General features: G+C 58.9%; 21 protein-coding genes, 1 tRNA gene and 1 pseudogene. 15 read left to right on the top strand and 8 right to left on the bottom strand.

The genetic code is table 11. The annotated features are described in order from the left end of the window. Nucleotides 1–4: 4 nt before the first annotated feature. Together HMPREF3011_RS09610 and HMPREF3011_RS09605 are read left to right on the top strand one after the other, a co-directional pair. Entirely contained in the window at nt 5–1,753 is a 1,749-nt protein-coding gene (locus HMPREF3011_RS09610; protein WP_070546327.1) for an ABC transporter ATP-binding protein, read from the top strand. Next, nucleotides 1,746–3,518 (top strand): ABC transporter ATP-binding protein, encoded by a 1,773-nt coding sequence (locus HMPREF3011_RS09605; protein WP_070546329.1) that lies wholly within the window; start codon nt 1,746–1,748, stop codon nt 3,516–3,518. The genes HMPREF3011_RS09610 and HMPREF3011_RS09605 overlap by 8 nt, the downstream gene beginning before the upstream one ends. A gap of 489 nt (nt 3,519–4,007) precedes the next feature. Here the strand turns inward: HMPREF3011_RS09605 and HMPREF3011_RS09600 are convergent, their stop codons facing one another. The 3 genes from HMPREF3011_RS09600 to HMPREF3011_RS09590 form a co-directional block, all read right to left on the bottom strand. After that, on the bottom strand, nt 4,008–4,361 hold the full coding sequence (locus HMPREF3011_RS09600) for a hypothetical protein (protein WP_070546331.1): 354 nt from the start codon (nt 4,359–4,361) through the stop codon (nt 4,008–4,010). Between the two features lie 757 nt (nt 4,362–5,118). Then, nucleotides 5,119–5,195: transfer RNA gene (locus tag HMPREF3011_RS09595), tRNA-Pro, on the bottom strand. 140 nt (nt 5,196–5,335) lie between these two features. Beyond that, a complete protein-coding gene (locus tag HMPREF3011_RS09590; RefSeq protein WP_070841444.1) occupies nt 5,336–6,271 on the bottom strand; it encodes a metallophosphoesterase in 936 nt (311 codons plus the stop codon). Between the two features lie 39 nt (nt 6,272–6,310). Here HMPREF3011_RS09590 and HMPREF3011_RS09585 point away from each other — a divergent pair, with 39 nt between their 5' ends. Beyond that, nucleotides 6,311–6,772 carry a GatB/YqeY domain-containing protein gene (locus HMPREF3011_RS09585; protein WP_049189436.1) on the top strand — a complete coding sequence of 154 codons (462 nt, stop codon included), beginning with the start codon at nt 6,311–6,313 and terminating at the stop codon, nt 6,770–6,772. 95 nt (nt 6,773–6,867) lie between these two features. Here the strand turns inward: HMPREF3011_RS09585 and HMPREF3011_RS09580 are convergent, their stop codons facing one another. Further along, nucleotides 6,868–9,276 carry a transglycosylase domain-containing protein gene (locus HMPREF3011_RS09580; RefSeq protein WP_070841443.1) on the bottom strand — a complete coding sequence of 803 codons (2,409 nt, stop codon included), beginning with the start codon at nt 9,274–9,276 and terminating at the stop codon, nt 6,868–6,870. 370 nt (nt 9,277–9,646) lie between these two features. Here HMPREF3011_RS09580 and HMPREF3011_RS09575 point away from each other — a divergent pair, with 370 nt between their 5' ends. The 4 genes from HMPREF3011_RS09575 to HMPREF3011_RS09565 all read left to right on the top strand — a co-directional run bounded on the left by HMPREF3011_RS09575 (nt 9,647) and on the right by HMPREF3011_RS09565 (nt 11,806). Then, entirely contained in the window at nt 9,647–10,009 is a 363-nt protein-coding gene (locus HMPREF3011_RS09575) for a WhiB family transcriptional regulator (RefSeq protein WP_005511664.1), read from the top strand. A 71-nt stretch (nt 10,010–10,080) separates the two neighbouring features. Then, the gene (locus tag HMPREF3011_RS11145) at nt 10,081–10,242 is read left to right on the top strand and encodes a Sp36 family protein (protein WP_005511670.1); all 162 of its coding nucleotides are present in this window, start codon (nt 10,081–10,083) and stop codon (nt 10,240–10,242) included. A 136-nt stretch (nt 10,243–10,378) separates the two neighbouring features. Next, complete coding sequence (locus HMPREF3011_RS09570; RefSeq protein ID WP_005511683.1) at nt 10,379–10,855, top strand: RidA family protein; 477 nt, start codon at nt 10,379–10,381, stop codon at nt 10,853–10,855. A gap of 135 nt (nt 10,856–10,990) precedes the next feature. Then, nucleotides 10,991–11,806 carry an MBL fold metallo-hydrolase gene (locus HMPREF3011_RS09565; protein ID WP_070841442.1) on the top strand — a complete coding sequence of 272 codons (816 nt, stop codon included), beginning with the start codon at nt 10,991–10,993 and terminating at the stop codon, nt 11,804–11,806. A 588-nt stretch (nt 11,807–12,394) separates the two neighbouring features. Here the strand turns inward: HMPREF3011_RS09565 and glxR are convergent. After that, nucleotides 12,395–13,078, bottom strand: a complete 684-nt coding sequence (glxR, locus tag HMPREF3011_RS09560) for a CRP-like cAMP-activated global transcriptional regulator GlxR (RefSeq protein WP_005511668.1) — start codon at nt 13,076–13,078, stop codon at nt 12,395–12,397. Nucleotides 13,079–13,577: 499 nt separating this feature from the next. Here glxR and nth point away from each other — a divergent pair, with 499 nt between their 5' ends. The 4 genes from nth to HMPREF3011_RS09540 are packed head-to-tail and all read left to right on the top strand — an operon-like array spanning nt 13,578 to nt 17,332. Beyond that, nucleotides 13,578–14,507, top strand: a complete 930-nt coding sequence (gene nth / locus HMPREF3011_RS09555; RefSeq protein WP_371259572.1) for an endonuclease III — start codon at nt 13,578–13,580, stop codon at nt 14,505–14,507. Nucleotides 14,508–14,523: 16 nt separating this feature from the next. Further along, entirely contained in the window at nt 14,524–15,285 is a 762-nt protein-coding gene (locus HMPREF3011_RS09550; protein ID WP_070841441.1) for a TlpA family protein disulfide reductase, read from the top strand. Continuing rightward, complete coding sequence (locus HMPREF3011_RS09545) at nt 15,282–16,139, top strand: NUDIX hydrolase (RefSeq protein ID WP_016421925.1); 858 nt, start codon at nt 15,282–15,284, stop codon at nt 16,137–16,139. The genes HMPREF3011_RS09550 and HMPREF3011_RS09545 overlap by 4 nt, the downstream gene beginning before the upstream one ends. Beyond that, nucleotides 16,136–17,332, top strand: a complete 1,197-nt coding sequence (locus tag HMPREF3011_RS09540; RefSeq protein WP_070601314.1) for a MarP family serine protease — start codon at nt 16,136–16,138, stop codon at nt 17,330–17,332. The genes HMPREF3011_RS09545 and HMPREF3011_RS09540 overlap by 4 nt, the downstream gene beginning before the upstream one ends. Before the next feature lie 82 nt (nt 17,333–17,414). Here the strand turns inward: HMPREF3011_RS09540 and HMPREF3011_RS09535 are convergent, their stop codons facing one another. Together HMPREF3011_RS09535 and HMPREF3011_RS09530 are read right to left on the bottom strand one after the other, a co-directional pair. Beyond that, nucleotides 17,415–18,392: an alpha/beta fold hydrolase gene (locus tag HMPREF3011_RS09535; protein WP_070841440.1), complete on the bottom strand. Its 978-nt coding sequence runs from the start codon at nt 18,390–18,392 to the stop codon at nt 17,415–17,417. A gap of 94 nt (nt 18,393–18,486) precedes the next feature. After that, a complete protein-coding gene (locus tag HMPREF3011_RS09530) occupies nt 18,487–18,987 on the bottom strand; it encodes a phage holin family protein (RefSeq protein ID WP_016421928.1) in 501 nt (166 codons plus the stop codon). Between the two features lie 204 nt (nt 18,988–19,191). On the opposite strand from HMPREF3011_RS09530, the gene HMPREF3011_RS09525 reads away from it, so the two are divergent. Continuing rightward, nucleotides 19,192–20,187 (top strand): Fic family protein, encoded by a 996-nt coding sequence (locus HMPREF3011_RS09525; protein WP_083327091.1) that lies wholly within the window; start codon nt 19,192–19,194, stop codon nt 20,185–20,187. A gap of 24 nt (nt 20,188–20,211) precedes the next feature. Here HMPREF3011_RS09525 and HMPREF3011_RS09520 read toward each other — a convergent pair whose 3' ends face one another. Beyond that, nucleotides 20,212–21,093, bottom strand: a complete 882-nt coding sequence (locus tag HMPREF3011_RS09520; protein WP_083327090.1) for an HAD family hydrolase — start codon at nt 21,091–21,093, stop codon at nt 20,212–20,214. Between the two features lie 522 nt (nt 21,094–21,615). On the opposite strand from HMPREF3011_RS09520, the gene HMPREF3011_RS09515 reads away from it, so the two are divergent. From HMPREF3011_RS09515 to HMPREF3011_RS09505, 3 genes and pseudogenes are all read left to right on the top strand, one after another. Continuing rightward, nucleotides 21,616–23,019, top strand: a complete 1,404-nt coding sequence (locus HMPREF3011_RS09515) for a CpaE-like family protein (protein WP_246821496.1) — start codon at nt 21,616–21,618, stop codon at nt 23,017–23,019. Beyond that, nucleotides 23,012–24,169 (top strand): TadA family conjugal transfer-associated ATPase, encoded by a 1,158-nt coding sequence (locus HMPREF3011_RS09510; protein ID WP_083327089.1) that lies wholly within the window; start codon nt 23,012–23,014, stop codon nt 24,167–24,169. Before HMPREF3011_RS09515 ends, HMPREF3011_RS09510 begins: the two co-directional genes overlap by 8 nt. Before the next feature lie 72 nt (nt 24,170–24,241). Next, a pseudogene (locus HMPREF3011_RS09505) lies at nt 24,242–24,493 on the top strand (bacterial type II secretion system protein F domain protein); the annotation flags it as partial.

Raw genomic sequence — 24,493 nt, 5'->3', positions numbered from 1 at the left:
AGAAATGTCTGAGGTAAAACAAAGTTCCACAGAATCAAGCGGAACCCACGCACCAGAATCACACGGTGCGTCACCGGAAGAAGAGGCTCGCGCAAAACTAAAAGCCGGCCAGGTCGCTCTAAAAAAGCTACTGGCCCCAGTGCAAACAACCATCTACTTCGCACAGTTTCTCGCGCTTGTATCCTCGGTACTCGCCGTAGCACCCTACGTCGCGTTGGTGGCACTGGGAAATGCTCTAATCGACGGCAATACTGATGACGTCGCGTCCATTGTGAAATGGCTACTTGCTGCATTTTTGGGCCAGCTATTCTTCTATTTCCTTGCTCTTGCGATCACCCACTTCGCTGATGCGAAGCTGGTGGGGATTAACCGGCGCCGAATTATTACCGCTATTGCGAAAGCACCACTCTCGTGGTTTAGCCAGACTAATTCCGGCAAAGTTCGCAAAGCCGTCGAGGACGATACGTTAACTCTGCACACCCTGACAGCCCATGCTCCTGTAGAGCAGGTTGCCGCGATTTTTACGCCCCTCGCGCTTCTGGTTTATGCCTTTATCTTGGATTGGCGCCTTGGTCTACTTTCTATTGCCACTGTGCCCATTTTCCTAGCAATCCAAGCGTATTCAATGAAGGATATGGGCACAAAAACTGCGGAAATGGATAATTATCTGGGTGAGGTCTCTGCGACTGCGGTGGAGTTCTCCGAAGGTATTTCCGTCGTCAAGGCTTTCGGCACCGTTGGCAAAGCCCACGCTCGATATCGCGAAGCTGCCCAAAAATTCGCGGAATTCTATTACGAGTGGGTACGTCCGCTTCTGCGTGTTTCCGCAATCTCAGAGTCTGTGGTGGCGGTTCCTGTCCTCATTCTTATCAATGTAGGAGTCGGTTCCCTGCTGATAGCTGGTGGCTATGTCACGGTCGCTGAAGTCATCGCAACAACGTTGATTGCGCTGGTGATCCCGGGCACGATTCAAACCGTCGGCCGAATGTTGTGGTCTTACCAGCTCGCTGGCAATGCGGCGTTGCGCCTTGATGAAGTCATGACAATTTCCCACGTGAAAGAAGGCTCAATGAGCCTCGATGCCAGTAGTCAAGACATGGAGGTGGAGTTCCATGAGGTCAGCTTTAGCTACGCCCCAGACGCACCAGTCCTCCAAGGCTTTTCTGCGCAACTAAACGCAGGCACTGTCACGGCATTGATTGGCCCCTCCGGGTCTGGCAAATCCACAGCAGCAACGATGCTGGCGCGTTTCCAGGATCCAGATTCGGGCACAATCACTATCAACAACGTGGATATCCGTGATCTCACTTTCGACAGTTTGTACCGCACTGTGGCTTTCGTCTTACAAGATCCTCACTTACTGCGCATGAGTATTCGGGAAAACATTCGCCTTGCACGCCCAGAAGCTCGCGATGAAGAGATCTGGCAAGCAGCAGAGGCCGCGCACATAGCTGCTGATATTCGCGCTTTACCGGCTGGGCTCGACACCGTTGTTGGTGAGGACATCTCTTTATCCGGTGGACAACAGCAACGTATTTCTATTGCACGGGCAATTATTACCAATGCCCCAATCTTGATCCTAGATGAAGCTACTGCGGCAACTGATCCTGACTGCGAAGCAGAAATTCAAGCAGCTCTAGCCACACTCGTCAGAGGCAAGACCGTCTTGGTCATCGCCCACAAGCCGGAGTCCATCCAAGGCGTAGACCAAATAATCTGCCTCGAGCCTATGAAGGATAATTCTCATGTCTAATGCCACTACGCCTGCTAGTTCGCGTCTTCTTGATCCGCTACTCACTCGCAGTGTCAAAAAGCTGCAAAGTCCTGTAGGCCATAAGCTCAATAAAAGGCATGCTTGTCTATCGCTTATCGTTGGCGTGCTTGACGGCCTCGCTGTTCTCACGCTCGTGCCACTTACAAAGGCACTCGATGGGGATACGACGATCGCACCATGGATGTGGATTCTTTTGGCAATTGCGCTCGTAGCTTTTGCGCTACGATTTTTCGCAACCATGGCCTCTTACCACACGGCCTTGGATTTCATCCGAACCGCGCACACGACTGTGGGTGATAAATTAGCAACGCTACCGCTCGGCTGGTTCGTACCGGCTAATACCGGCGGCCTATCTCGCCTCGTCTCAGATCGCTTTATGGTGGCGGCCGAGACCATTGCGCATACTCAAGGAACGATATACCGCGATAGCGCGGCACTTGTCACCTTGTTAGTAGGAGCGTGTTTCTGGAACCCGAAGCTGGGCTTGGTCCTTCTTATCATCGCACCATTGGCGCTCGTGGTGATGCAGTTGGCTGCATGGATTCGTAAGAAAGCATCGAACCGCGCACTCGGGCCGAGTAAAGAGCTCTCCCAGCGCATCGTAGAATTTGCTAACCGTCAACCAGCCCTGCGCGCGGCAGGACAATCACAAGTTTTTGCGCCACTAGAGCAAGCGCTAGAAATCGACCATAAAGCACGAATACGCGAGCTATGGGTATCCACATTAGCTTTGCTACTCAACGGCATAGTAGTGCAGATCTTCATCGTGGCTCTCATTATGGTCTCCGCGGATCTTGCCGTTGAAGGCGCCCTATCGCCACTAGAAACAATTGCGATCATCGGAATCAGCTTGAGGTTTACCCGCACGCTTGAGCAGCTGGGTTCTTCTTTCGTCGGTTTAGACGCAGGTCGTATCGCGCTCACAGAAACTGAGCTCATCACCGATGCCCCTTCCCTGCCAGAACCCACTACTCCGCGCCCAGGCGATGGTTCGGGAAGTGTAGAGCTGCGTAATGTCACGTTTGGATACGGCGATAAACCAGTATTGGTAGATATCGCTTTCCGTGCTCGACCAGGCACCGTTACCGCCATTGTCGGTCCTTCTGGCTCCGGAAAGACCACAATTGCGCGCCTTATTTCGCGATTCTGGGATGTAGATTCCGGGGCGGTGATGGTTGACGGCGTAGATATCCGCGAGCTTGGAACCGAACAGTTAATGTCCAGACTGTCCATGGTCTTTCAGGATGTCTACCTCTTCGACGACTCGTTAATCGCTAATATCCGCGTTGGTCGTCCCGACGCCTCCGATGAGGAAGTCTTCCGCGCAGCTGATCTTTCAGGCGTGACTTCTATTGCCAACCGCCTAGGGTGGCATACTCCTGTTGGTGAAGGCGGGCGGCTTCTATCCGGTGGTGAACGCCAGCGCGTATCTGTAGCTCGCGCGCTTCTCAAGCAAGCGCCGATTGTACTCTTTGATGAGGCTACTTCCGCGCTCGATGCAGAAAATGAGGCAAACATCCTTGCTGCGATGGACGAGCTACGGGAGCAATCTACTTTTATTGTCATCGCCCATAAGCTGGATACAATCAAATCTGCTGATCAAATCGTAGTCTTGGATGAACACGGGCAAGTCAGCCAGCTGGGCACGCATTCTGAGCTTTCCGTTGTCCCCGGTATCTACCGTCACTTCTGGCAGCAACGCAAAGCAGCACGCGGGTGGAAAATCAGTTCGGGACGCGATTAACGCGGGAACCGAGATCGGCGTTGTTTGCGGGGGGCACCCTTCTCCCCCGCAGCACGGCGAACCCTAAGTGCACCAACAAAGCCCAGAGCGAGGAATGCGGTGGCGGAGACGAGCGACCACTGCGCGGCGTTGGCCATGCCTTCGCTTAAGGCCCGCACCGCTGCCCCAGGAGCACGGTGCTTTGCGTTGCGGAGGCTTGCCCGGAGTCATCGACGGGAATATCCCGCAGCACCGTGCCTGTCAGCTGCGCGGAGGCGAACCAGAGGCCCAAACCCAGGAAGGCACTCAAACCACCCGGTCCTAAAAACTAGCCCGGCCCAGATGCTGGTTAATTTCGATCCTGTATAAAATCACCGATTCTCCGTGCGATGGATTCGAGCGTCCCATTTCCAGACGGCGAAATGTTCTCCATTCGTCCTTTGCCTTCGCTAGGTGAGGCTAAATCTAACCTAACGGTATCAGCTGCGAAAACCCGTTGATTGATGAGGCCTACTGCTTTTTAATTGCATGTTCGATCGCCAATTCAATTCGAGTCCAATTTATGAGTTTTATCGCTTGAGGCTGCACCCATTCTTCGACGCAGGCTGGGAATTCCGGCGTGGTGCAGCGACGGTCTGTTAATAGACCATCTTTGGCTTCGTGTAGTAGGTGCTTTACGGTATTATGCGCTTGCTTGAGTAACTCTAGCTTTTTAGCAGCATCAGGTAGCTCAGTGGCAAAGAGCTGTTCTTTCAAATCCGGAGGCCAAAGTGACTGGGAGTTGTTCTCGAAATCATCGAAGTATGTAAATGGATCGAATCCGATCCATTGTGAAACCTCATCAATGAATGAAGTGATTGCCACCTGAATCGGAATTAGAACCCCTTTAAGTGCTTCATTCGTGAGTTTTTAATAAGTCTTTGGGGTGGGGGATTTCGCTAGTTCGTTGAGTGCGGTGGGGCACTGGACATCAAGGTGCTGGTAGCACCTTCAAGCGAGGATCCGTCTCGTGTGATGACGTCTGGATATGTGGGGTAATTGCCATGGAACAACCACTTCTGGATGTTCCCTTCGGAACTGTTCCGATCGGCTCCGGACGGTAGTGGGCGCTTTTCCATTCCCAAGGATTCCCACGGTGTGACGATTGCCTGAATTGGTACTTGGTAGGCAACGGACAGCTGAACGAGTTCCTCAATGGTGATTGCTCTATCGTCGTTCTCGATTTTTTCGAGGATGCTGACAGCGAGTCGAGAGGTCCGAGCCGTGCAATGGCTCAATCTTGGGGCAGACCTCGAATTTCTCGAAGACGTCGAAGCTTGATGCGGACGACAAAGGAGCTCAAAACCTGGGAGTCGTGACGGCCGGTTCGTTGTGCACGATCTGCGGCATAGTGCGGCTTGTAACTGGCTCGGAAGGGAAGTGCCGGTAAATACCGTACGATATTGGCCTGGACATGCAAATCTTGAAACTACGGCGATTCACGCCACTTATTCGGGGATGGGAATCGACCTGGCAGCATATGAACGGATGAATAGGTGACAAACGGGTGACAGGATGCGCATAGAAAAACAGGCTGGCAATCCACACTTCTGAAAAGTGCAAATCACCAACCTGTTCTAAATGGTCGGGGTAGCGGGATTTGAACCCACGGCCTCTTCGTCCCGAACGAAGCGCGCTACCAAGCTGCGCCATACCCCGAGGCCACAGACACAAGCTAGAGCATAGCTCCAGCGCTGTGCTTGCGAGGACTTACTTTAGCCCGACGCCGAGCAAGAATGCAAAACGCCTGCTTAACGGGCTGTGTGTGGGGGGGCACAGGCCCTGTCGCACCCTACGAACTACGAATCCCGCTCCACAACCTCAATCAAGGTCGCGGATGGGCGGCAGAACAGGCGCACCGGGGCGTAAGGGGAAGTGCCGAGGCCATTAGAAACGTGCAGCCACGTCTTCTCGGTCCAGCGCGACAGCCCCGAGGCCCGCGAGCGGTCGATACCGCAGTTGGTCACAATGGCCTTCCCTCCGGGCAGGCAGACCTGACCACCGTGGGTATGGCCGGAAAGCACCAGGTCGTAGCAGTCTTCCGCAAAAGCATCCAACACGTGGGGCTCCGGCGAGTGCGACAGGCCGATAGCGATGTCGGCATCCGCATTCGGGGCACCGGCAATCTGCGAATAGTCCTCCAACTCGTGATGAGGGTCATCCACACCGGACAGCGCCACCTTCACGCCACCCGCCACAAACTCCAGCCGGGCATGGGTGGCATCCTGCCAACCGTGTTCGATAAACGCAGCGCGCATGCCGCGCCACGGCAGTTCGACGCGTGAGGGCTTGCGCTTCTTGCCTGTCAGGTACTTCAGCGGATTGACAGGCCGCGGCGCGAAGTAGTCATTCGTACCGAACACGAAGGCACCCGGACGGTTCAGCAGGGGGCCGAGCGCTGCGAGGACACTGGGAACGGCCTTGTCGCTGCCCAGGTTGTCGCCGGTATTAATCACCAGGTCAGGGTTCAGAACATCGAGGCTGGCAACCCACTTCTGCTTCAGCTTTTGGTCGGGGAGCATGTGGAAGTCGGAGACATGCAGGATCCGAAAAGGCTCACCCTCGCGCTTTCCCGCTCGGGCGAGCGTGCCGGGTGCCAGCACGGGAACTTGCACACGGTGGAGTTTGAATGCGCGCAATTCGATTTGGTTCGCGTAGATGAACGTCGTCAAGCCGAGCGTGGCGATAGCTGCGGCAGACCGCAGAATTCGGTTGGAAAAAGCGCGCGATGTCATGACAGAGACACTATCAACTACAGCGGTAATCTAGGGCGTATGAGTGAACTGAAGAACACAATTGTCTCCGATATGACCGCCGCAATGAAGGCCCGCGACAAGGAAACCGTCGCGGCGCTGCGCATGCTGAAGGCCGCCATCCAGACCGAGGAGGTTTCCGGCTCCAAGCACGAGCTCACCGATGACGAGGTGCTGCGTGTGATCGAGCGGGAGGTCAAGAAGCGTCGCGAGTCCGCTGAGATGTACGCCGAGAACGGCCGCCAGGAACTTGCCGACGCCGAACTCGCCGAAGCAGAGGTTTTCGCCCGCTACCAGCCGGAACAGCTTGACGACGACGCCGTGAAGAACCTCGTTGCGGAATCCGTGGCCGAGGTTGCTGGCGATGATGCGCCGAGCATGAAGATCATGGGCCAGGTTATGAAGGTGGCTAAGGAAAAGGCCGCTGGCCAGGTCGATGGCAAGCGGCTTTCCGAGGCCGTTAAGGCTGCCCTGCAGGGCTAGCGCGACCTTTCGCCGTTTTCCCTTTTCGGCGATAAGCGTTGGAGCTGTTTCTTTGGCGCGGGTTGGAGCTGCCTCCCAGAGCGAACTAAAGCGGACTAGAACGGCAGCAGCGGAATCAGATCCCGCAAGCTCGGCGCTGGCGGAGTGTTCGGGCGAGGGAACTGCGGTAGCGGATCCGGCCGGGACGTCGTCGAGTCCGGCCGCGGCGACGGCGCTGGTGGCGGGGTCGGACGGCGGGTGCCATCGGCCACGCGGATCGTGACGGTGCCACCCTTGAGTAGTAGCGGCGGCTGATCCAACCCGACCACGATTCCGCGCGACTCGCCGGTGAGGGAGACTGTGCGTTCCTCTACCTTGTAGCCGGCCTTCTTAAGGGTCTCCCGGGCCTCGGCCTTCTGCATGCCCACCACATTCGGCATTTGGGTGATAGAGGTACCCAGTCCGTAGTCCGAATCCAGTGGTGGGAGGTTCTTTCCGCCATAGTCCTCGATGACCGGGCCGACTGCGCCGAACCATGTCCGCGCGGGCTCGCGACCACCAAAGAGGTTGCCGTTCGGGCACTGGCGCAGCGGCGACGTGCACAGCTCCGTGACAGTCGGGGTGTCGTTGTAGGCGTACACCGATCCGGCCAGGCCGCCGGTGAAGCCCAGGAATGCCGCGGACTGGTTCGACTCGGTGGTACCGGTCTTAGCCGCGACTGGACCTTCCCAATTCAGCTCTTTCGCGGCATCCTTCGCGGTGCCATCGGTGGCGTCATTGCTGAGCGCATTAGCAATCGCGTGCGCGACACCCGGCTCCACTGCCTGTTCGCACGGTGGCACATTCAGCTTGACCGCATTGCCCTTGGAGTCCGTGATCGACTCAATTGGAGAGGGCTCGCACCAGCGGCCATTGCTGGCCAGGGTGGCAGCGACATTGGACAGCTCAAGGTTATTCACCGGCGTCGGACCCAGCACGAACGAGCCGAGCTTATGCTCCGAGACATAGTCCGCCACCGAGGACTCGCCATCAAAACTGCCCGGCTCCGTGTATGAGCGCATGCCCAGGCGTACCGCCATGTCCATCACGCCATCGACGCCGACCAGCTCCGAAATCTGAATAAAAGGAGTATTCGGCGACCGTGCGAGCGTCTCACGTAGCGACATCGACGGCGGGAAACTACCTACGTTCTCCACGCAGTACAGGCCCGGCGGGCAGCCCTCTGCGCCACCGGTGCCCAGCCCGGAGGCCTCATAACGACGCGGCACCGGGAAGTTGGTGTCAATACCCAGCCCCTTTTCCACCGCCGACGTCGCCGCGAAAATCTTAAAAATCGAGCCCGCGCCATTGCCCACCGGCGTAAATGGCTGCGGCTGCACGGTCTGCATTTGTTCCGCATCGAGGCCGTATACGCGTGACGACGCCATCGCGAGCAACTTCCTGGAGTCATCCCCAGGCTCAAGCAAACTCATAACCTCGGCTGCGCCATCCGCAGTCGGTGAGGCCTGCTGACGCAGAGACTCCTGCACGCTGTCCTGCACACGCGGGTCCAGTGTGGTCTTCACATGGAAGCCACCGCGCTTGAGCTTCTCGGTCTCAATACCGTGGTTCTCCAAGTAGGAGACCACATAGTCACAGAAGAAACCGCGATCGCCCGCCGCGATACAGCCCTGCGGCAGGCGCTGAGGCTCTGGGAGGATGCCGAGATCAGCTGCCTTGGCGTCCTGAGCCTCCTGCGGGCCGATTGCCCCCGTGGATTCCATAGCCGCAAGCACGTCGTTACGCCGTGCATGCGCACCTTCCGGATTCGTATACGGATCGAGCCCGGAGGACTGCTGAACCATGCCCGCGAGCAGAGCGGCCTGCGGGACATTCAGATCCGACGCGGGAATGCCGAAGTATGTCTGAGCTGCAGCTTCCACGCCGAAAGCGCCATTGCCGAAGGGGACCAAGTTCAGGTACTTAGTCAGAATCTCGTCTTTCGTCAGCTCATCTTCCAGGTCCAACGCGATGCGAATCTCGCGGATCTTGCGACCATAATCCGTGGCAGTAGCAGCGCGGCGCTCCGACTCCGACTCTGCGTCCACCAGCAGCGTGTGGTTCTTAATCAACTGCTGCTCAATTGTGGAGGCGCCTTCCTGCACCGACTGGGACATGAAGTTCTTTACCGCCGCACGAGCAGTGCCCTTCCAGTCCACACCAGAGTGCTCATAAAAGCGCCTATCTTCCACGCTGACCAGCGCGTCCTTCATAGCGGGCGAGATGCGTTCCGACGGCACATTAAACCGCCGCTGATCATAGAGCCACGCAATTGGCTGATCATTCCGATCCGTAATAGTGGTGACCCCTGGTGCGTCCTTAGAAATCACCGACCGCGACGCCGACGCGAATTCATCAGCCGTGCGCGCGACGAGGTAGGCCGAGCCGCCCACAAGAGGAAAGAGGGCGCTGGCCACAATCAACGCAGCCAACACAGTGGCAACGGAGAGCTTGAACAGCGTCGAACCTTTATTCACAGCAATCACACTACAAGGTAGGGCGGATTGAGCCGAAGTGAGTTTTCGAAAATCCGCCTAGAGGCATGCCCGGCGAGCCCAGAAAAACGCCTGGCGAGCGGGGGCGGAGTGCTACGAGCGCCCTTACAATACCGGGCAACTCGTCGTGTGGTGGTTTCCGGAAAAAGATTTTCATAGTGACGCAAATCACCCCCGTGCTTTTGTTGGAAAAAGTTGCCCCACCTGCATTGTTGTATTTAGAGCTGCGCCACGTCCACCCTCCCAGTGTGACCCAATCGACATTATTTGGGTGGTGTGAATAGACTTACAACAAAATTTCAGCACTATTTAGTTGAAACTATTTCGAAATAACGAAAATCGCAGGCACGAGGAGGCTACAATGACCGCCACGATTCCCGATCGCAACCGCACTGCTACTACGCCAGACTACGAGCTCGGTGTAGAGAGCTTCCGCGATCGTCAGGAGTGGGTCCCGCGCGCTAAGTGCCGCGATATTGACCCGGATAAGTTGTTCGTTCGCGGCGCCGCACAGCGCGAAGCCGCAGTTATCTGCCGCCACTGCCCAGTGGTTCTGCAGTGCCGTGCCGACGCTCTGGATAACCGCGTCGAGTTCGGCGTCTGGGGTGGCCTGACCGAGCGTCAGCGCCGCGCAATGCTGCGCGAGCACCCGGAAATTACTTCGTGGGCCGACTTCTACGCTGAGCAGTACGCAGCTCAGCGCAAGGCAAAGCTGGCTAAGTAAAAACCGAACTTAGACCGAAGTAAAACTAAACCCCCGGCGCGCGAGGCTGGGGGACAGATAAAGTAGCTTCCATGACTACTAAATGGGAATACTTCACCGCACCGCTGCTCATTCACAACACCAAGGCCATCCTGGACAACTTTGGTGAGGACGGCTGGGAACTTGTCACTGTTCTCCCGGGCCCGACCGGCGAAAACCACGTCGGTTACTTCAAGCGCCCGAAGGCTGACTAATTACCTCGGTGTCTAGCACCTAACTAACAACGGCGGTTGTGCTTTCGATTGGCAGCTGACTCACTGTTGGCTGCCATCTTGCTTTGTCCGGCTTTATTCGCCCGGCCCCCAGCCGCCATGGAAAGGCTTAACTTAAATGAGCAACTCTGAATCTCGCACTCCTTCCCAGGCCCTCGAAGCCCTGGGGCTTACCCTGCCTGCAGTTGCCGCGCCAGTGGCGGCCTACGTACCCGCAACGCGCACGGGCAACCTCGTTTTCACCTCCGGTCAGCTCCCATTCGTTAACGGCGAGCTCACCCACGTCGGCCACGTCGGCGCAGAAGTCACTGCTGAGGAGGCCAAGGAGGCAGCCCGCACCTGCGCTCTTAACGCTTTGGCCGCAGTCGATGCTGAGGTTGGCCTCGACAATGTCACCCGCATCGTGAAGGTCGTCGGCTTCGTCAACTCCGCCGCCGGATTCACTGGTCAGCCGGGCGTTATCAATGGAGCCTCGGAACTCTTCGGCGACGTCTTTGGCGAACGCGGCCAGCACGCTCGCTCGGCAGTGGGTGTGAATCAGCTTCCGCTGGACGCTCCCGTGGAAGTCGAGATCATCGTTGAAGTAGCCCAGTAGCTGCTGTGTTTGCTGCCGTGAACAGCGGGAATGTTGCGTTCTCCGGGGCGTCGTAAAGCGTGCTTACACCCAAATGAGCCGAATTGGACGACGTGGCGCGCTCCCCGGATTGCGCAACCACGTAGGATAGAGGACATGGAGCATCCTGCGTATAGCCAACTGCGTCAGATTTCTCAGTCTGTGGGCGTCGTTCTGTGCCCGAACCCCAGCTACTCTTCGCTGGAGGGTACGAACTCCTACGTTATTAAGGCTGAGGGGGATAGCCGCAGCATTGTCATCGATCCGGGCCCGGAGGACGAGGGACACCTGAACGTCCTCCAGCGTTATGCCGGCGACGTTGCGTTGATTCTGCTGACGCACCGTCATGGCGACCATGCTGATGGCGCCGCACGTTTCCGCCAGCTCACCGGCGCGCCGATTCGTGAGCTGGAGTCTCAGTACTGCGCGGGAGGTCAGGATCCGCTTATCGACGGCGAACGTATCGTCCTCGACGGAGTGACTCCGCAGATTGAGGTCGTGGCAACCCCTGGTCACACCGCTGATTCCGTCTGCTTCTTCATCCACACTGGTGATGGTGAGGACGATGTTGAAGGCATCGTTACCGGTGACACGATCGCTGGCCGCCACACCACTATGATCTCGGAGACCGACGGCGACCTGGGTAAGTACATGGAAACCCTGAAAATGCTGGATTCGCGCGGCAAGGGTGTTCGTCTGCTGCCTGGTCATGGTGCTGACCTGCCGGACATCACTGTAATGACGCAGAAGTACATTGAGCGTCGTAAGCTGCGCCTTCAGCAGGTGAAGGATGCCGTTGCCAAGCTGGGCGACGAAGCTACGGTCGACCAGATTGTGGATGAGATTTACACCGATGTCGATCCGGTGCTGCGTCATGCTGCTGAGCAGTCGACTCGTGTGACCCTGCGCTACCTGCGCGATCACGGGGAGTAGTTGCTGGGCTTCGGCTTCGGCTTGGGTTTTGGCTTTGGCTTCGGCTTGGGCCAGTTGCTGGGCTGGTCTGGGCTGGGCTTAATTGAGGCTAGGCTGAAGCCGAGCTTGAGTGAAGCTGAGCTTGACTCACCGCATGAAAAGAGCGTGTGACCTGCAGTTTTGCGGGTTGCGCGCTTTTTGTTTGGGGTAGTGCTGGTTGGGGTGGGCTAGTGCCGGTTGGGTGGGTTGGCCTCGTCGGGGCCAGCCCAATCACTTATCGATGAGGTATCCACTTGTCGATGAGCTATAGCGCGCGCATAAGTGAACAGCGCATCGATAAGTGATTGATGCAAGGAGAAATCGGTGAATGGTGCATCGATAGGTGCCGGGAAAGCATCGATAAGTGGTGGAAAAGCGTCGATAAGTGCGCCAAACTCGGCCGGCATACCAGGTCAGCATGCCAGGCCAGCGGGGGAAGACAACAAAAATCCCGCGAGCCTCATGCGTTTCATGTGCTCCTACGGGAACCGAGGATCCAAAAGCAGAGGCTGCGGGATGTGAGTCGTTTGGGCAGCGCCACGTGCGCCACAAGCTAACGTGCGCAACAAGCTAACGTGCGCGTCGAGCCAAACGCTCCGTATCGGAGATGAGCACGGACTTGCCCTCAAGGCGAATCCAGCCGCGGTGGGCGAACTCTGCCAGAGCCTTGTTCACGGTTTCCCGGGAGGCGCCGACGAGCTGTGCGATTTCCTCCTGAGTCAGGTCGTGGTTCACGCGGAGAGCAGAACCTTCCTGAACACCGAAGCGATTGGCCAGCTGAAGCAGGGACTTAGCAACGCGACCTGGGACGTCGGTGAAAATGAGGTCAGCCAGTGAATTGTTGGTGCGGCGCAGACGGCGGGCCAGCATGCGCAGCAGCTGAGCTGGAACATCCGGGTGTGAACCAACCCATTCCTGCAGCTGATCGGCACTCATGGATGCGGCGGAAACCTCGGTGACGCAGACCGCCGAAGAGGTGCGCGGGCCCGGGTCGAAGATGGAGAGCTCGCCGAACATGTCGGACGGGCCCATGATGGTCAACAGGTTTTCACGACCGTCGGCTGAGCGACGAGCCAGCTTCACCTTGCCATCAATAATGATGTAGAGCCGATCGCCCGGCTCACCCTCATTGAAGATGGTGGTTCCACGCGGGAAGCGAACCGTCTCGAGCTCGCCGAGCAAGGCCTGCACAGCCTCCTGGTCGACTCCCTGAAATACACCGGCCCGGGAGAGAATCTCCTTGACGTCATCCACGGTAAAATTCTCCTGTCTTTGGCCACTAACCACCGTAAATACAGGCCAGCAGCCGCCAAATTAGCACTCGACTACAGATTGCAGTGGCCAAACAGGAAGAGAAACTACCCCGTCCCACTAGTCCCACTACTTTCGGTCTTTCCCGGTAACGCCGCTGCCAGCTTTCAAGGCAGGTTCATCCCTGGGCGAATTTCACGACAAATCGCCTCTACAGATGCATCCCAAAACTACGCCGTCACCAAGATGTGATAAGCACCACTGTAGCAAAAGAGCCACTGCGCCTGTGGGGAATTCTGGTGAAAAGCCGCTGAACTGTGTATTTATAACTAATAATTCGCTAACGGTGTTCCAAGATGTGGTGGGGCATGACTTTTTGGTTTTTGACCGAATATGCCCGAGCTGCTACCGGTCTTATCCGCATCCCGGATGAAACTAAGGATTCGGCCCGCGAAAGGTGCGCACGCGAATTGCAATCCGGGGTAGCCGATACACTACGACCATGGATACGACTGGCAAGGCATCGTCGTTAAGCACGCACCAGATAAACAAACCCCAGCCCACGCACCCGCAGGGATCCCTGACGTCGAAGAGGCGTCGGGCGGTGGGGGCGCATCCGGCGGCGCGGGGGAAGGAGACGCACCTGGGTATGGTGCGGCGCGCGCGGCGAATCAACCGCACGCTGGCGGTGGCGTACCCGAATGCGCACTGTGAGCTGGACTTTCGTAATCCGTATGAGCTCGCGGTGGCGACGATTCTGTCGGCGCAGTGTACGGACGTGCGGGTGAATATGACCACGCCGGCGCTGTTCGCTAGGTACCCCAGCCCGGCCGATTTGGCGGTTGCGAACCAGGAGGAGGTCGAGGAGCTCGTTCGGCCGACGGGTTTCTATAGGAATAAGGCCGCGAACATCATCGGTTTTGCACAGGGGGTGATGGAGCAGCACGGCGGCGAGGTTCCGGGCACGTTGGAGGAGCTGGTGAAGCTGCCGGGCGTGGGGCGAAAGACGGCAAATGTGGTGCTGGGGAATGCTTTTGGGGTGCCGGGTTTGACGGTCGATACGCATTTTGGGCGTCTGGTGCGGCGCATGGGCCTCACAGAGCAGGAAGATCCGGTGCGCGTTGAGCACGAGATGATGGAGGTGCTACCGCGCGCGGAGTGGACGTGGTTTTCGCATCGCCTGATTTTCCACGGTCGCCGGGTGTGCCATTCGCGCCGGGCGGCGTGCGGGGCGTGCTTCTTGGCAGCGGATTGCCCGTCGTATGGCGTCGAGGGTCCGGCGGAGCCGGAGACTGCGGAGAAGTTGATTAAGTCAGACGACAGGGAATGGCTTCTCTACCTGGCCGGTCTTAATGACGGCTACAGTGGGGAGGAACTTTCCGCGCTTGACGACGGGGATAGCGCGCGCAACACCACAGCGACACAGGACTAGTCGAGGAGCACTTTTCGTGAATGAGCAGGGCGGTCATAGTCACAATGGTGGCCACTATGAGGATCGGCAGGTGGACGTTAACCGTTCGGCATCGCTGATTACGCTGCTCATCGCGGGAGTTAGCATTGTGGGTCTGGTGATTTTCGCGATTGTGAATACCACTGGTGGCAATGACGAGGCCGACGGTGGTGGGACCGGATCTGGTGTGAGTGTCGGTGCGGATGGCGCTGGCAATGGTGATGGCGCTGGCAGTGATGGTGAAGTGGATGGTGCACCGGCAGCGCCAGCGATGTCAAAGGATGAGATCGCGGCGGTAGCGGGTAGTGGCTCACTGACCGGTGTGCGCTTGCCGCTGTTGGCGGAGTCGGGAGACTCAGCAGGCCAGGACAACGAGGCTGGGCAAGTGGAACTGGTGGACATGGGGCAGGTCGTCGCGGGCAAGCCGACGGTGCTTAATGTCTGGGCGTGGAACTGTGCGCCGTGTCGCCAAGAGCTACCGCTTATCGAGCAATGGGCCAAGGACAACCCAGATGTGCAGGTGGCGACGGTGCATGCGGCTCGCGAGGCGGGGCGTGGCCAAGCCTTCCTGCAGGAAATCGGAGTGAAGCTACCGACCTACTCGGACACGGTCGACGTGGTCGGACCAGCGTTGAATCTACCGCGAGTTGTGCCCATCACCGTGGTGTTTAAGGCAGATGGCACGGTGGCGGCCATTCATCCTGGTGAATTCACCGATGCGCAGCAGATTACTGATCTCGTGCGAGGTGCATTGAAGTGACTCAGGGACAGTCGTGGAATCGTGACGCAAGCTCGGGGCTGTATCTGCCGAAGTGGTTGACCAATAGTTTGCCGCCGCACCTGGTCAGTGCTGATCACGACGCGGCAGGTCACGCCAGCAGCGCCAGCCACGCCACAACAGGCCACTCGGAGCAGCAGGTGGCCGGTCGCTCCGCTTCGTCGTCAAGCGTGAAGCGTGCGTTTGCGAAGTTGCGGCGAGACTCCTCGACGCAGGAGAAACCGTTGCGGAATCCGGCGCGGTCGGCGGTGTTGGTGCTGATCAGCGGTGATGCGGAGGCGCACCAACGGCCGGAGGATGCCAGCGTGGTACTTACGCACAGGGCGACAACCCTGCGTAAGCATGCAGGCCAGATGGCTTTTCCGGGCGGTCGTGTCGATCCCGAGGACGTGGATGAAATCGATACCGCGCTGCGTGAAGCCGAGGAAGAAACCGGCCTGAACCGAGAGACGGTGACGCCGGTGCGGGTGCTGGACTCGATTGACATTTCGCGGACTGGCTTCGCGGTGAATCCGGTGTTGGCGTATTGGCATGCACCGCATCCGCTGCGTGTGGTCGACCCTGCAGAGACGGAATCGGTGCTCAATGTGCCAATTAGCCATCTGACGAATCCGGACAACCGCATGATGCTGGGCTATCACGGCTGGACAGGACCGGCATTTAAGGTTGGTGACTTCGTCGTTTGGGGCTTTACCGGCGGCGTGCTGTCCTACTTGCTAGACGTGGCCGGCTGGTCAGAACCGTGGGACGACACCAACGTGCAGAAACTTTTGCCAGTGCTCGCGCGTTCCGCTAATGGTGAAAAACTGTCCGTACTGAAGGGAGGCCGACGATGATGCCTGCAATCGCTGTGTTTGACGTTGCGCTGCTGGCGATTTTCATTTTCACGCTTATCGTCGGCTGGCAGCAGGGCGCCGTCTCGTCGATTATGGCCATTTTGGGCGTTGTCCTGGGCTTGGTCATTGGTGTGCCCTTGGCGCCGCTAGCTATGGCGCAGGTCGAGAACCAGTCGGGAAAGGTTCTCTTGGGCCTCGGCACGGTGATTCTGTTGGCGTTGATTGGTCATGCGGTGGGAACAGTGGCAGGGCAGTCGCTGCGGAATACCATTCGCTCGCCGTTGGCCGTCGGCCTGGATTCGAGCCTCGGTGCCATCGTGCAGTCCGTGACTGCGCTGGTAGTGACATGGATGATCGCCGTACCCCTGGCCACCGCCGTGCCCGGGCAGTTCGCCGACTGGGTACGTGAGTCCAAGGGCATGAACCTCATTGACCAGGTCGCGCCCGACGAATGGAGCGACGGCTTCAGTGGCATCCTCCGTCAGCTTCGCGATGATGGAATGCCCGCCATCGCTCCGCCTTTCGGCTACAAGCAGAACGTCCCCGATGAACCCGCCGACCCCAATGTGATTTCACAGGGTGTCGTCGACAGTATTCGACCGTCCATCGTCCGCGTCTTGGGCGAGGCCCCGCAGTGCGAACGTTTGCTGCAGGGTACTGGCTTTGTCATTGCGCCGGATCTGATTCTGACCAATGCGCATGTGGTCGCCGGCGCCACCACTGTTCGGCTGGAAACCGTGGTCGGCATGGCTGACGCGAACGTCGTGCACTACGATCCGCTTGACGACGTCGCCCTGCTCAGAACCACCGACCTGCCCCTGGAGCCCATGCAGTGGGCGGATCAGGAAGCTCGTCCGGGCGATGACGCGGTAGTGCTGGGCTTTCCCGAGTCCGGCCCCTTTAAGGCCACACCTGCGCGCGTGACGGAGAACATCATTATTCGAGGCCCGGATATTTATTCGTCGACCAGGCACGAGCGTCAGTCCTATGTTCTGAAGGCAGATGTGCGCCACGGTAACTCGGGCGGCCCACTGATTACGCCGCAGGGCCAGATCCTGGGCTTGGTCTTCGGTGCCGGTGTGAACAATGACCAGACTGGTTACGCGCTGACGCACGCCGAGGTCCAGCCACACATCGATGAGGCGATGGATAACTACGGAGCGATCAGCACGCAGGAGTGTGTGGCGGGGTAAGCGGAAAGTTGTGTGTCTGTGGGCAGGTCAGCCCCAGCTGCAACCGCAGGAGAGTTCCGGCTAGCTTCAGCCGAGCCTGAGTCTAAGACCCCTCCGGCAACCAGTGCAGGTGATCCCTGATTGCCTGCACCACAGCCTGAGGTTTCTCTGCCGGCAGGAAGTGCCCACAATCCGGCACAACGCGCACGTGACTCGAGCTGAGCTCCACTAGCGCACGTGGGGTACGAGTGTCCTGCTCGCCGACGAGCAGCACCGTGTGCTCATCGCTTTTCGACGAGCCCTCCACCGCACTCAACCACTTGCGGAAAGCGGCCGGAGCCGGTCGCGTCCACCAATTCATGTGAGCCAGTGCAGGGCGGAGTGCCCCACTGGCCAGGCTGTCAGCCATGAGTTCCGCGGTCTGTTTTCCCTCGGGGGTCTCGGCAAACCCTTGCCCGGTGGTGGACATGGACTCGCGCACGATGCGGTCAATAAGCCGCTGCTGGCGAGCCTCAGCCGCCTGCGTGCTGAACTTATTGCGACGCAACTGCGGTACCCGTGGCCGCGAGTCCCACCACGAACGGCGCAGCAGAGGAGCCAGGCTACTGCGGAAGTCCTCCGACCACGGGCTCTTCAACTGGTTCAGCCACACTTTCGGATGTGCAGCACCACAACCAATAATTCCGGAGACAAGATTGGGCTGCCGCGAAGCCAACGTCCACGCCACCCAGGTGCCGAACCCCTGACAGACCAGCAGCGCGGTCGAATGCCCCAACGAGCGAATCGATGAGGCGATGTCCTGGGCCGCCTCAAACGGATCGTAGCCTTGCGGTGTTCGGTCGGACTGACCGTAGCCACGCATAGAAATAGCCACAGCGTGCACGGGGAGGGGATCGCCCGAGTCGTCGTTAAGCAGCGGCAAACCCTCGCGCCATTCAAACCAACCGCCAGTCGAGCCGTGAATAAACAACACGAGCGGATCGGAGGGGCGGCCGCACTCGGCGATGTGTAGGCGCTGGCCGCGGACGTGAATGAGACGATGACGCCAGGGGCCAGTGAGAGAATCGCGGAGGGAGGTCATGAGGGGAAAATACCTTATCCGAAGGGCTTAAACCGGGACTGAATAAGACAAAAGGGCGAGACCAACAAAGTCCCGCCCAATTTCTTTCAAGCCTTTAGGTGTACATACCGTTCGACTGCGAAGACTTCTTCGCCGACCCCGACGGCACGACCCCCTTCAGCTCCTGCATCGACTCGATGGTCTTCTCCGGCTTGCGGATCGACTTGACCTTCTTCAGACCCAGCAGTGCTGCAACACCGGCGATGACCAGCATCAGAACGAAAACGATGAGGAACGCAGCCCAGGTTGGCAGCCAAACATCCAGCAGCCAGCCGAGGAAGAAGAAAAAGAAGAACGAGGAGTACAGTGCGACGACGCCGGCAACCGCGAAGAAGCCACCGCCAACTGCGCCCTTCTTAGCCTCGCCAGCAATTTCGGCCTTGGCCAGCTCAATCTCAGAGCGAACCAGAGCGGAAATCTGCGAAGAAGCATTAGACACGAGCTGGCCGACGCTAGCATCACCCGATGCGTTGCTATCCACATCACTCAGCGGGATAGCGGTAACACGCGGTTCGGTGCCGTCGGTAAAGAGACCCTTCGTATCGTCGTTGCTCACGTGTACTTCCTCCTACGCAGATGGTTGGAAAAGATGGTTTGAAACTTTAAAACTGCAGTTACAAACTGCCATACTACCTCTGATTGTGGGTAGGGCGCGCCATAAGGGCGAAAAAGCCAAGAACTCGTTGAAGTTTTTCTCATCTTTGACCATTTCTATATAAGTTTGTCACTTACTTAGCGGTGAAGAATTAGGGTGTGGGATATGAACAATCAGCCTGAGAACGTGCGTGGAGCCGATGGAGTTGGTGCCGGTGCTGGCAATGGTGTGGGCGTCGGAAAAGGTGGCCTAGCTGGGATGAGCCTGGGTGTGTCCTCCGTGTCGGCGAAGAAGCGTGCAGAGCGTGAGGCAGCGCAGGCGAAGGTATCTGAATCGGGTGCCGATGGCGCTGACGGTGCTTCCGGCGCTGCTATCCCGCAGCTTGACCCCAAGGACCCCCTTGCGCCCCTGTGGCAGCTCGACGGCGTTGCACATGCCGCTGATGTCTCGGCCAAGGCCATCCAGGCCGTCCACCGGCACAAGGCCAACCTGCGCAAGCACAACGTCACCGGCTCCGAGTCGGTCCTTCGTGGCGCTCGGGCATCGGCGTGGCTAGAAGGCGGCGAGCCATCGCTTCCCGACGACGGCAACATCACCGATCCCGTACTCGCAGCAGCCCTTCGGGTTGCCGACACCATTTCCCCGGAGTCAATTGGTGAGACCACCCGCGTGTGGCAGCGCGCTCCGCAGCAGGTGCTGGCCAAGTTTGCGTTGAACGCATCGCCCGCAGGTGAGACTGAAGACGGTTCCGAGGCACGGATGAAAGCCGGACGTCCAGTCGGTGACGACAAGCTCTCGTCTGCGATGAAGGAGCAGCGTCTGCACGTGCTCGGTGACTTCATCACTGGCCGCAGCCAGGTCCATGCTGGTGTGCTCTCGGCGATTGTGCACGGTGAACTGCTGACTCTGCGCCCCTTTGAGTACCACAACGGCATCATCGCCCGCGCCGCCTCGCGGCTGACGACTGTCGCAACCGGCCTGGATCCGCGTGGCTTGGCCGTGCCCGAGGTCTACTGGACCCGCCACCGCCAGGAGTATTTCGAGGCCGCAGAGGGATTCGCGTCGGGAAGCGCCGATGGCCTGCGTGCGTGGATTCTCCTGCATCTGGAGGGACTGAAGGCCGGTGCCGTGGAAGCGCGCGGTATCGCCGAAGCGGTGTAGGCGGGCCGGCTGCTGGATGGTGGGTTAGTCGGCCGTTGGGGCGTCATCATTTTTGCGCAGTGCCAACAGCGTCGCACCCGCGCCAAGCGCCAGTGTGACGCCGGCAAGAATTGCAGCATTGCGTTTCGACGGCGCGCGAAACAGCGGGACGGGATTCCGGAATTGGCGCACAGGCCACTCACGCTCCGCCGCAATCTTGCGCAGAGCGCGATCGGGATTGACCACAACGGGATGGCCGACTGCAGCCAGCATGGGCTCATCAGTGATGGAATCCGAGTATGCGAAGCATTCGGCCAGGTTGAACTGGCGCTTTTCCGCTATCCGACGCATCTGCACAGCCTTGTTTTCGCCTCGGCAGAAGAACTCCGTTTCACCCGTGAAGAGCCCATCGCGGACCTCCAGCTCGGTGGCCACCACGTTGTAGACACCGAGTGCCTGCGCAATGGGCTCAACAATCTGCCGAGCCGATGCCGAGATAATGAACACCTGATGCCCCCGTGCGCGGTGTTCACGAATGAGCTCCAAGGCCTCGGCGTAGATGTACGGCGTGATGTTCTGCTCTAGGGTTTCGATCGCGACCTGGCGCAGTTCCCTGGCACTGTGACCAGCGATAAGGGCGGAAAACTGCTCGCGCGTGGCCTCCATTTGTACCTCATCGTGTCCCTGTGACATGTACAGGGCGTGACTGAGTGCCATTTGCAACATGTCCGTCGGCGAAATGATGCCGCGCTCGAGGAATTGCTTGTTGAACGCATATGCCGAGCTCTTGGCAATAATGGTTTTATCCAGGTCAAAGAACGCAGCGACGCGAGAGTTAGCGGTGGCGGGAGCATCGTCCACGATGCCTGTGTTCGTAGAAGCGTGCGGCTGCGGCGTTGTTGAAGCCCTGTTCTCGCCGGTGTTCATAGACTCTGAGCTTACCCATGGATGTCGGGCTCGGGGAGACGTGACATCGAATATCGTGACATCGAACATATTGGGCATTAAATCCTTTAAAAGGTATTTGCAGATTCCTCGGGATATGTAATACTTGGACGTGGCTGGCCCCTTCTAGTTCTTTTTAGAAACAGACTGCGAGGCCGCCCCGGCTCAATCCCCCCCCGAGCCGGTTAAAGACGCCTCGCGCCAATCCCCCCCCCGGCGCGGGGCGTCGCCCCTTTTTTGGGCCCAATGTTGAGGGGTATGTAGTAAAAGTGCGGGCTGCAAATGTGAAACTGTGCGAGTTTATGACACTTTCAGGCCTTTTTTCGTGCCATTTTTGACATAAACGCAGTCACTAACTTGCATTGGCCAGGCCGCGCAGTAGCCATAAGGCAAAGGCGACATGACGTTCTGCAGTTATCCACAGTCTGAAAATTATCCACAGACAGCGAGGTTTTGGCCCCTTGCGAGCATCATTGAATCCGCCTTTTAGTGCACGCTATGGCCATGGCAATCAAGAAACTGTCCATGGCTCAGCGAACCGAGGCTCCAGCAAATCCAGTAGTCAACGCTGTCGATGATGAAGCGCTGCGTGAAGAGGTTGCACTCATAGTCGCTGCTACCGGTCGTGACTGTGTGCAAGAGACCGTGCCACCTGTGGCTACAGCGCCAGTGGCCGCACAAGCATTGACATCGTCGCCAGCATCACCACCAGTATCAGCCACAGCGTCAGTGCCCGCATTGACCGGAGCGGGAGTTTCATCGGCCCTGTGGCGTCGGGCACCAGCGGTGTTCGTTGATGCGTCGGCAGCCCGAAGATTAGCCGGGCGGCCTCATTGTGAGGGAGCAATCTTTCTGGTCCGCAGTGATACTGAGTCGGAAGATACGCAGGTGGCGAAGGTTTTAGCTCCTGTTTACAGCGCTAGTTTGCCCGCGGATAACGTCGATATTGTCGAACTGCTCGGCCGAGCCGAGGTCCACCCGGATGGTCCGAGGCTCTCCGATTTCCAACACAGCTCGAGCCTTCTGAACCACCAACACACCCCAGCGTTACCTGCGAGCGCAGACGTGATTACAGCACCAGGTACAGAACCCGCACCGAACGTGCCAGCAACTACAACCGATTCCACGGCAACGTGCCTGATGGTGGTTCCTGCGGTCGGCGGTGCCGGTGCTTCCATTACGGCGGCAGCGAGTGCATTGGTTCTTTCCCGCGAAAGGCCCATCTGCTTGGTGGACGCAGATGCGCTGGCGGGAGGTATTGATCTGGTGCTCGGGATGGAAACGGAACCGGGACTGAGGTGGCAAGACTTCTCGGCTGCTGATGGCCGTCTCGACGGGGCGGCACTCTACGAAGCACTGCCATCCTGCCCGCGATCACCCGCGCTGAAAGTGTTGACGTGGACTCGCAGTCGCACGCCCGAGACGGCTTACAACCACGCCTCGGCGGCCACCAAATTCGACAGCGCCGACAGACCCGGCAGAACCGACAGGCCCGACGATGTTCGACACATTGCCAGCACCATTAGTTGCCTTATTCATGCCGGAATTACGGTCATCGTGGACTGCCCGAAGCAAGTGGAGTACGTCACCACTCTCGGCGCGCTTGCCGATGACACCGTCATCATCCTGCCCACCTCTGTCCGAGCTATCGCAGCCGGTGGACACCTGGCCAGCGTCTGTGCACAGGCAGGATTCACGCCAAGTCTTGCGGTTCGGCACCAGCAGCACCGCGATATCAGTGTCGAAGAGGTTGAGTACGCGCTCGATCTGCCCATTGCTGGTGAGATTGAGTACTGCAAGAAAGTAGCTCACGAGATAGATGTGGGCGGGCTCGCTGGGGCCGTCGGCAAGCTGACGCGGGGATTGGAAGCGATGTTTGCCCTTGTCGGCGGTGGTGGCGATGGATGATGTCAGGCTGTTGGCGGCGGTGCGGACGGCGCTTGCGGAGCGGCCTGGGGTGGCATCGCATAGCGAGGTCGCCGACATCATTCGCGCGGAGACCGCGGGGGTTGTCTCCGATGTGAAGGTGTTGGAGATTCTGCGCACAATTCGTGAGGAAACAGTGGGCGCGGGCGTGTTGGATGCGCTGTTGCGCCGCCCGGGTGTCAGCGATGTGCTGGTCACCGCGCCCGGCGAGGTCTGGGTCGATGCCGGCAACGGACTGGAGCGGGCCGAGATTTCCTTCGCGGACGAGGGCGAGGTGCGCGCGTATGCGGTGCGGCTCGCGTCGCGGTGCGGACGAAGGCTTGACGACGCGCAACCTTGGGCCGACGGCCATATTCCTGGTGGTGTCGGCGGCTGTGGTGTGCGAGTTCATGCGGTGCTTTCACCACCGTCAGCGACCGGCACTCAGATTAGCCTGCGGGTGCTGCGTCCGGCTCGTCGCGGGCTTGCGGAGTTGTGCGATGTCGGGCTGTTTCCACCGGAGATTCTGCCGGTGTTGCGGGGAATCGTGGCGGGACAGCTGTCGTTTATTGTCGCCGGAGGTACGGGTGCGGGAAAGACGACGCTATTGGCGGCGATGCTCTCAGAAGTTAATCCTGATCAGCGCATTGTGTGCATCGAAGACACTCCGGAGTTGCAACCGCAGCATCCGCATGTGGTGAAGCTGGTGACCAGAGCCGCCAACTTGGAGGGGGCCGGTGCGATTGGGCAGCAGGAGTTGCTGAAGCAGGCGTTGCGCATGCGTCCCGACCGCATTGTCGTTGGTGAGATTCGTGGCGCCGAGGTGGTGGATCTGCTGGCTGCGTTGAACACGGGGCATCGCGGTGGGGCGGGGACAATTCACGCCAACCGGATTGGGGATGTCGTCGCGCGCTTTGAGGCTTTGGGGCTGATCGGTGGCCTTGGTCGCGCCGGGCTGCATGCGCAGTTGGTCTCTGCGGTGCAGGTGGTGTTGGTGGTCGAACGCGCTGATGTTCGCCGGCTGGCACAGATCGGGCTGCTGTGCGGTAACCCACCGGAGGTGGTGGAGGTTTGGACTGCTCGGGACGGGCCGGGGCCGGGGTGGGAAACGTTGCAGAAGTTGCTGGTCGGCGGGGGACAGTCGGTGGAATAACCGGTGGAATAACCCGGGGGAAAGTCAGGGGATTAGACGGGGAGATTAACAGCTATGGGGGAGGGATTTAGCGTGACCGTACTCATTGGGGGCGCGGCTGCGGCAGTCGCTATCTGGCCGGACAGCTCGGCGGCGGTGCGCTCGCGAGCGCTGGCAGGCCGTGCCCGTGAGGTGTCCTGTGGACTGAAGTGGTTGCAGCGCATGATTGGACTTGGGGCTGGTTCCACGGGGTCGAGCGCCGCAAGCACTGGCAGTGCGAATAGAGCTGCAGGGCTATCAATCCTCATCGTTGCAGGCCCGGCACTCGTGTTGCTGTGGCTCGCC

The sequence above is a fragment of the Corynebacterium sp. HMSC074C04 genome (assembly GCF_001838295.1).
In the GTDB taxonomy this organism is placed as follows: Bacteria; Actinomycetota; Actinomycetes; order Mycobacteriales; family Mycobacteriaceae; genus Corynebacterium; species Corynebacterium amycolatum.
The sequence above is the reverse complement of the archived record's forward strand: the minus strand, read 5'-3'. Positions and strand labels throughout refer to the sequence as shown.

Bases quoted from the DNA above. Each gene is read 5' to 3' on its own strand.
- HMPREF3011_RS09575 (WP_005511664.1), top strand. From the start codon at position 9,647: ATGACCGCCACGATTCCCGATCGCAACCGCACTGCTACTACGCCAGAC.
- HMPREF3011_RS09535 (WP_070841440.1), bottom strand. From the start codon at position 18,392: ATGACCTCCCTCCGCGATTCTCTCACTGGCCCCTGGCGTCATCGTCTC.
- HMPREF3011_RS11145 (WP_005511670.1), top strand. From the start codon at position 10,081: ATGACTACTAAATGGGAATACTTCACCGCACCGCTGCTCATTCACAAC.
- HMPREF3011_RS09525 (WP_083327091.1), top strand. From the start codon at position 19,192: ATGAACAATCAGCCTGAGAACGTGCGTGGAGCCGATGGAGTTGGTGCC.
- HMPREF3011_RS09570 (WP_005511683.1), top strand. From the start codon at position 10,379: ATGAGCAACTCTGAATCTCGCACTCCTTCCCAGGCCCTCGAAGCCCTG.
- HMPREF3011_RS09565 (WP_070841442.1), top strand. From the start codon at position 10,991: ATGGAGCATCCTGCGTATAGCCAACTGCGTCAGATTTCTCAGTCTGTG.
- HMPREF3011_RS09540 (WP_070601314.1), top strand. From the start codon at position 16,136: ATGATGCCTGCAATCGCTGTGTTTGACGTTGCGCTGCTGGCGATTTTC.
- HMPREF3011_RS09590 (WP_070841444.1), bottom strand. From the start codon at position 6,271: ATGACATCGCGCGCTTTTTCCAACCGAATTCTGCGGTCTGCCGCAGCT.
- nth (WP_371259572.1), top strand. From the start codon at position 13,578: ATGGATACGACTGGCAAGGCATCGTCGTTAAGCACGCACCAGATAAAC.
- HMPREF3011_RS09515 (WP_246821496.1), top strand. From the start codon at position 21,616: ATGGCAATCAAGAAACTGTCCATGGCTCAGCGAACCGAGGCTCCAGCA.
- HMPREF3011_RS09510 (WP_083327089.1), top strand. From the start codon at position 23,012: ATGGATGATGTCAGGCTGTTGGCGGCGGTGCGGACGGCGCTTGCGGAG.
- HMPREF3011_RS09610 (WP_070546327.1), top strand. From the start codon at position 5: ATGTCTGAGGTAAAACAAAGTTCCACAGAATCAAGCGGAACCCACGCA.
- HMPREF3011_RS09605 (WP_070546329.1), top strand. From the start codon at position 1,746: ATGTCTAATGCCACTACGCCTGCTAGTTCGCGTCTTCTTGATCCGCTA.
- HMPREF3011_RS09585 (WP_049189436.1), top strand. From the start codon at position 6,311: ATGAGTGAACTGAAGAACACAATTGTCTCCGATATGACCGCCGCAATG.
- HMPREF3011_RS09520 (WP_083327090.1), bottom strand. From the start codon at position 21,093: ATGAACACCGGCGAGAACAGGGCTTCAACAACGCCGCAGCCGCACGCT.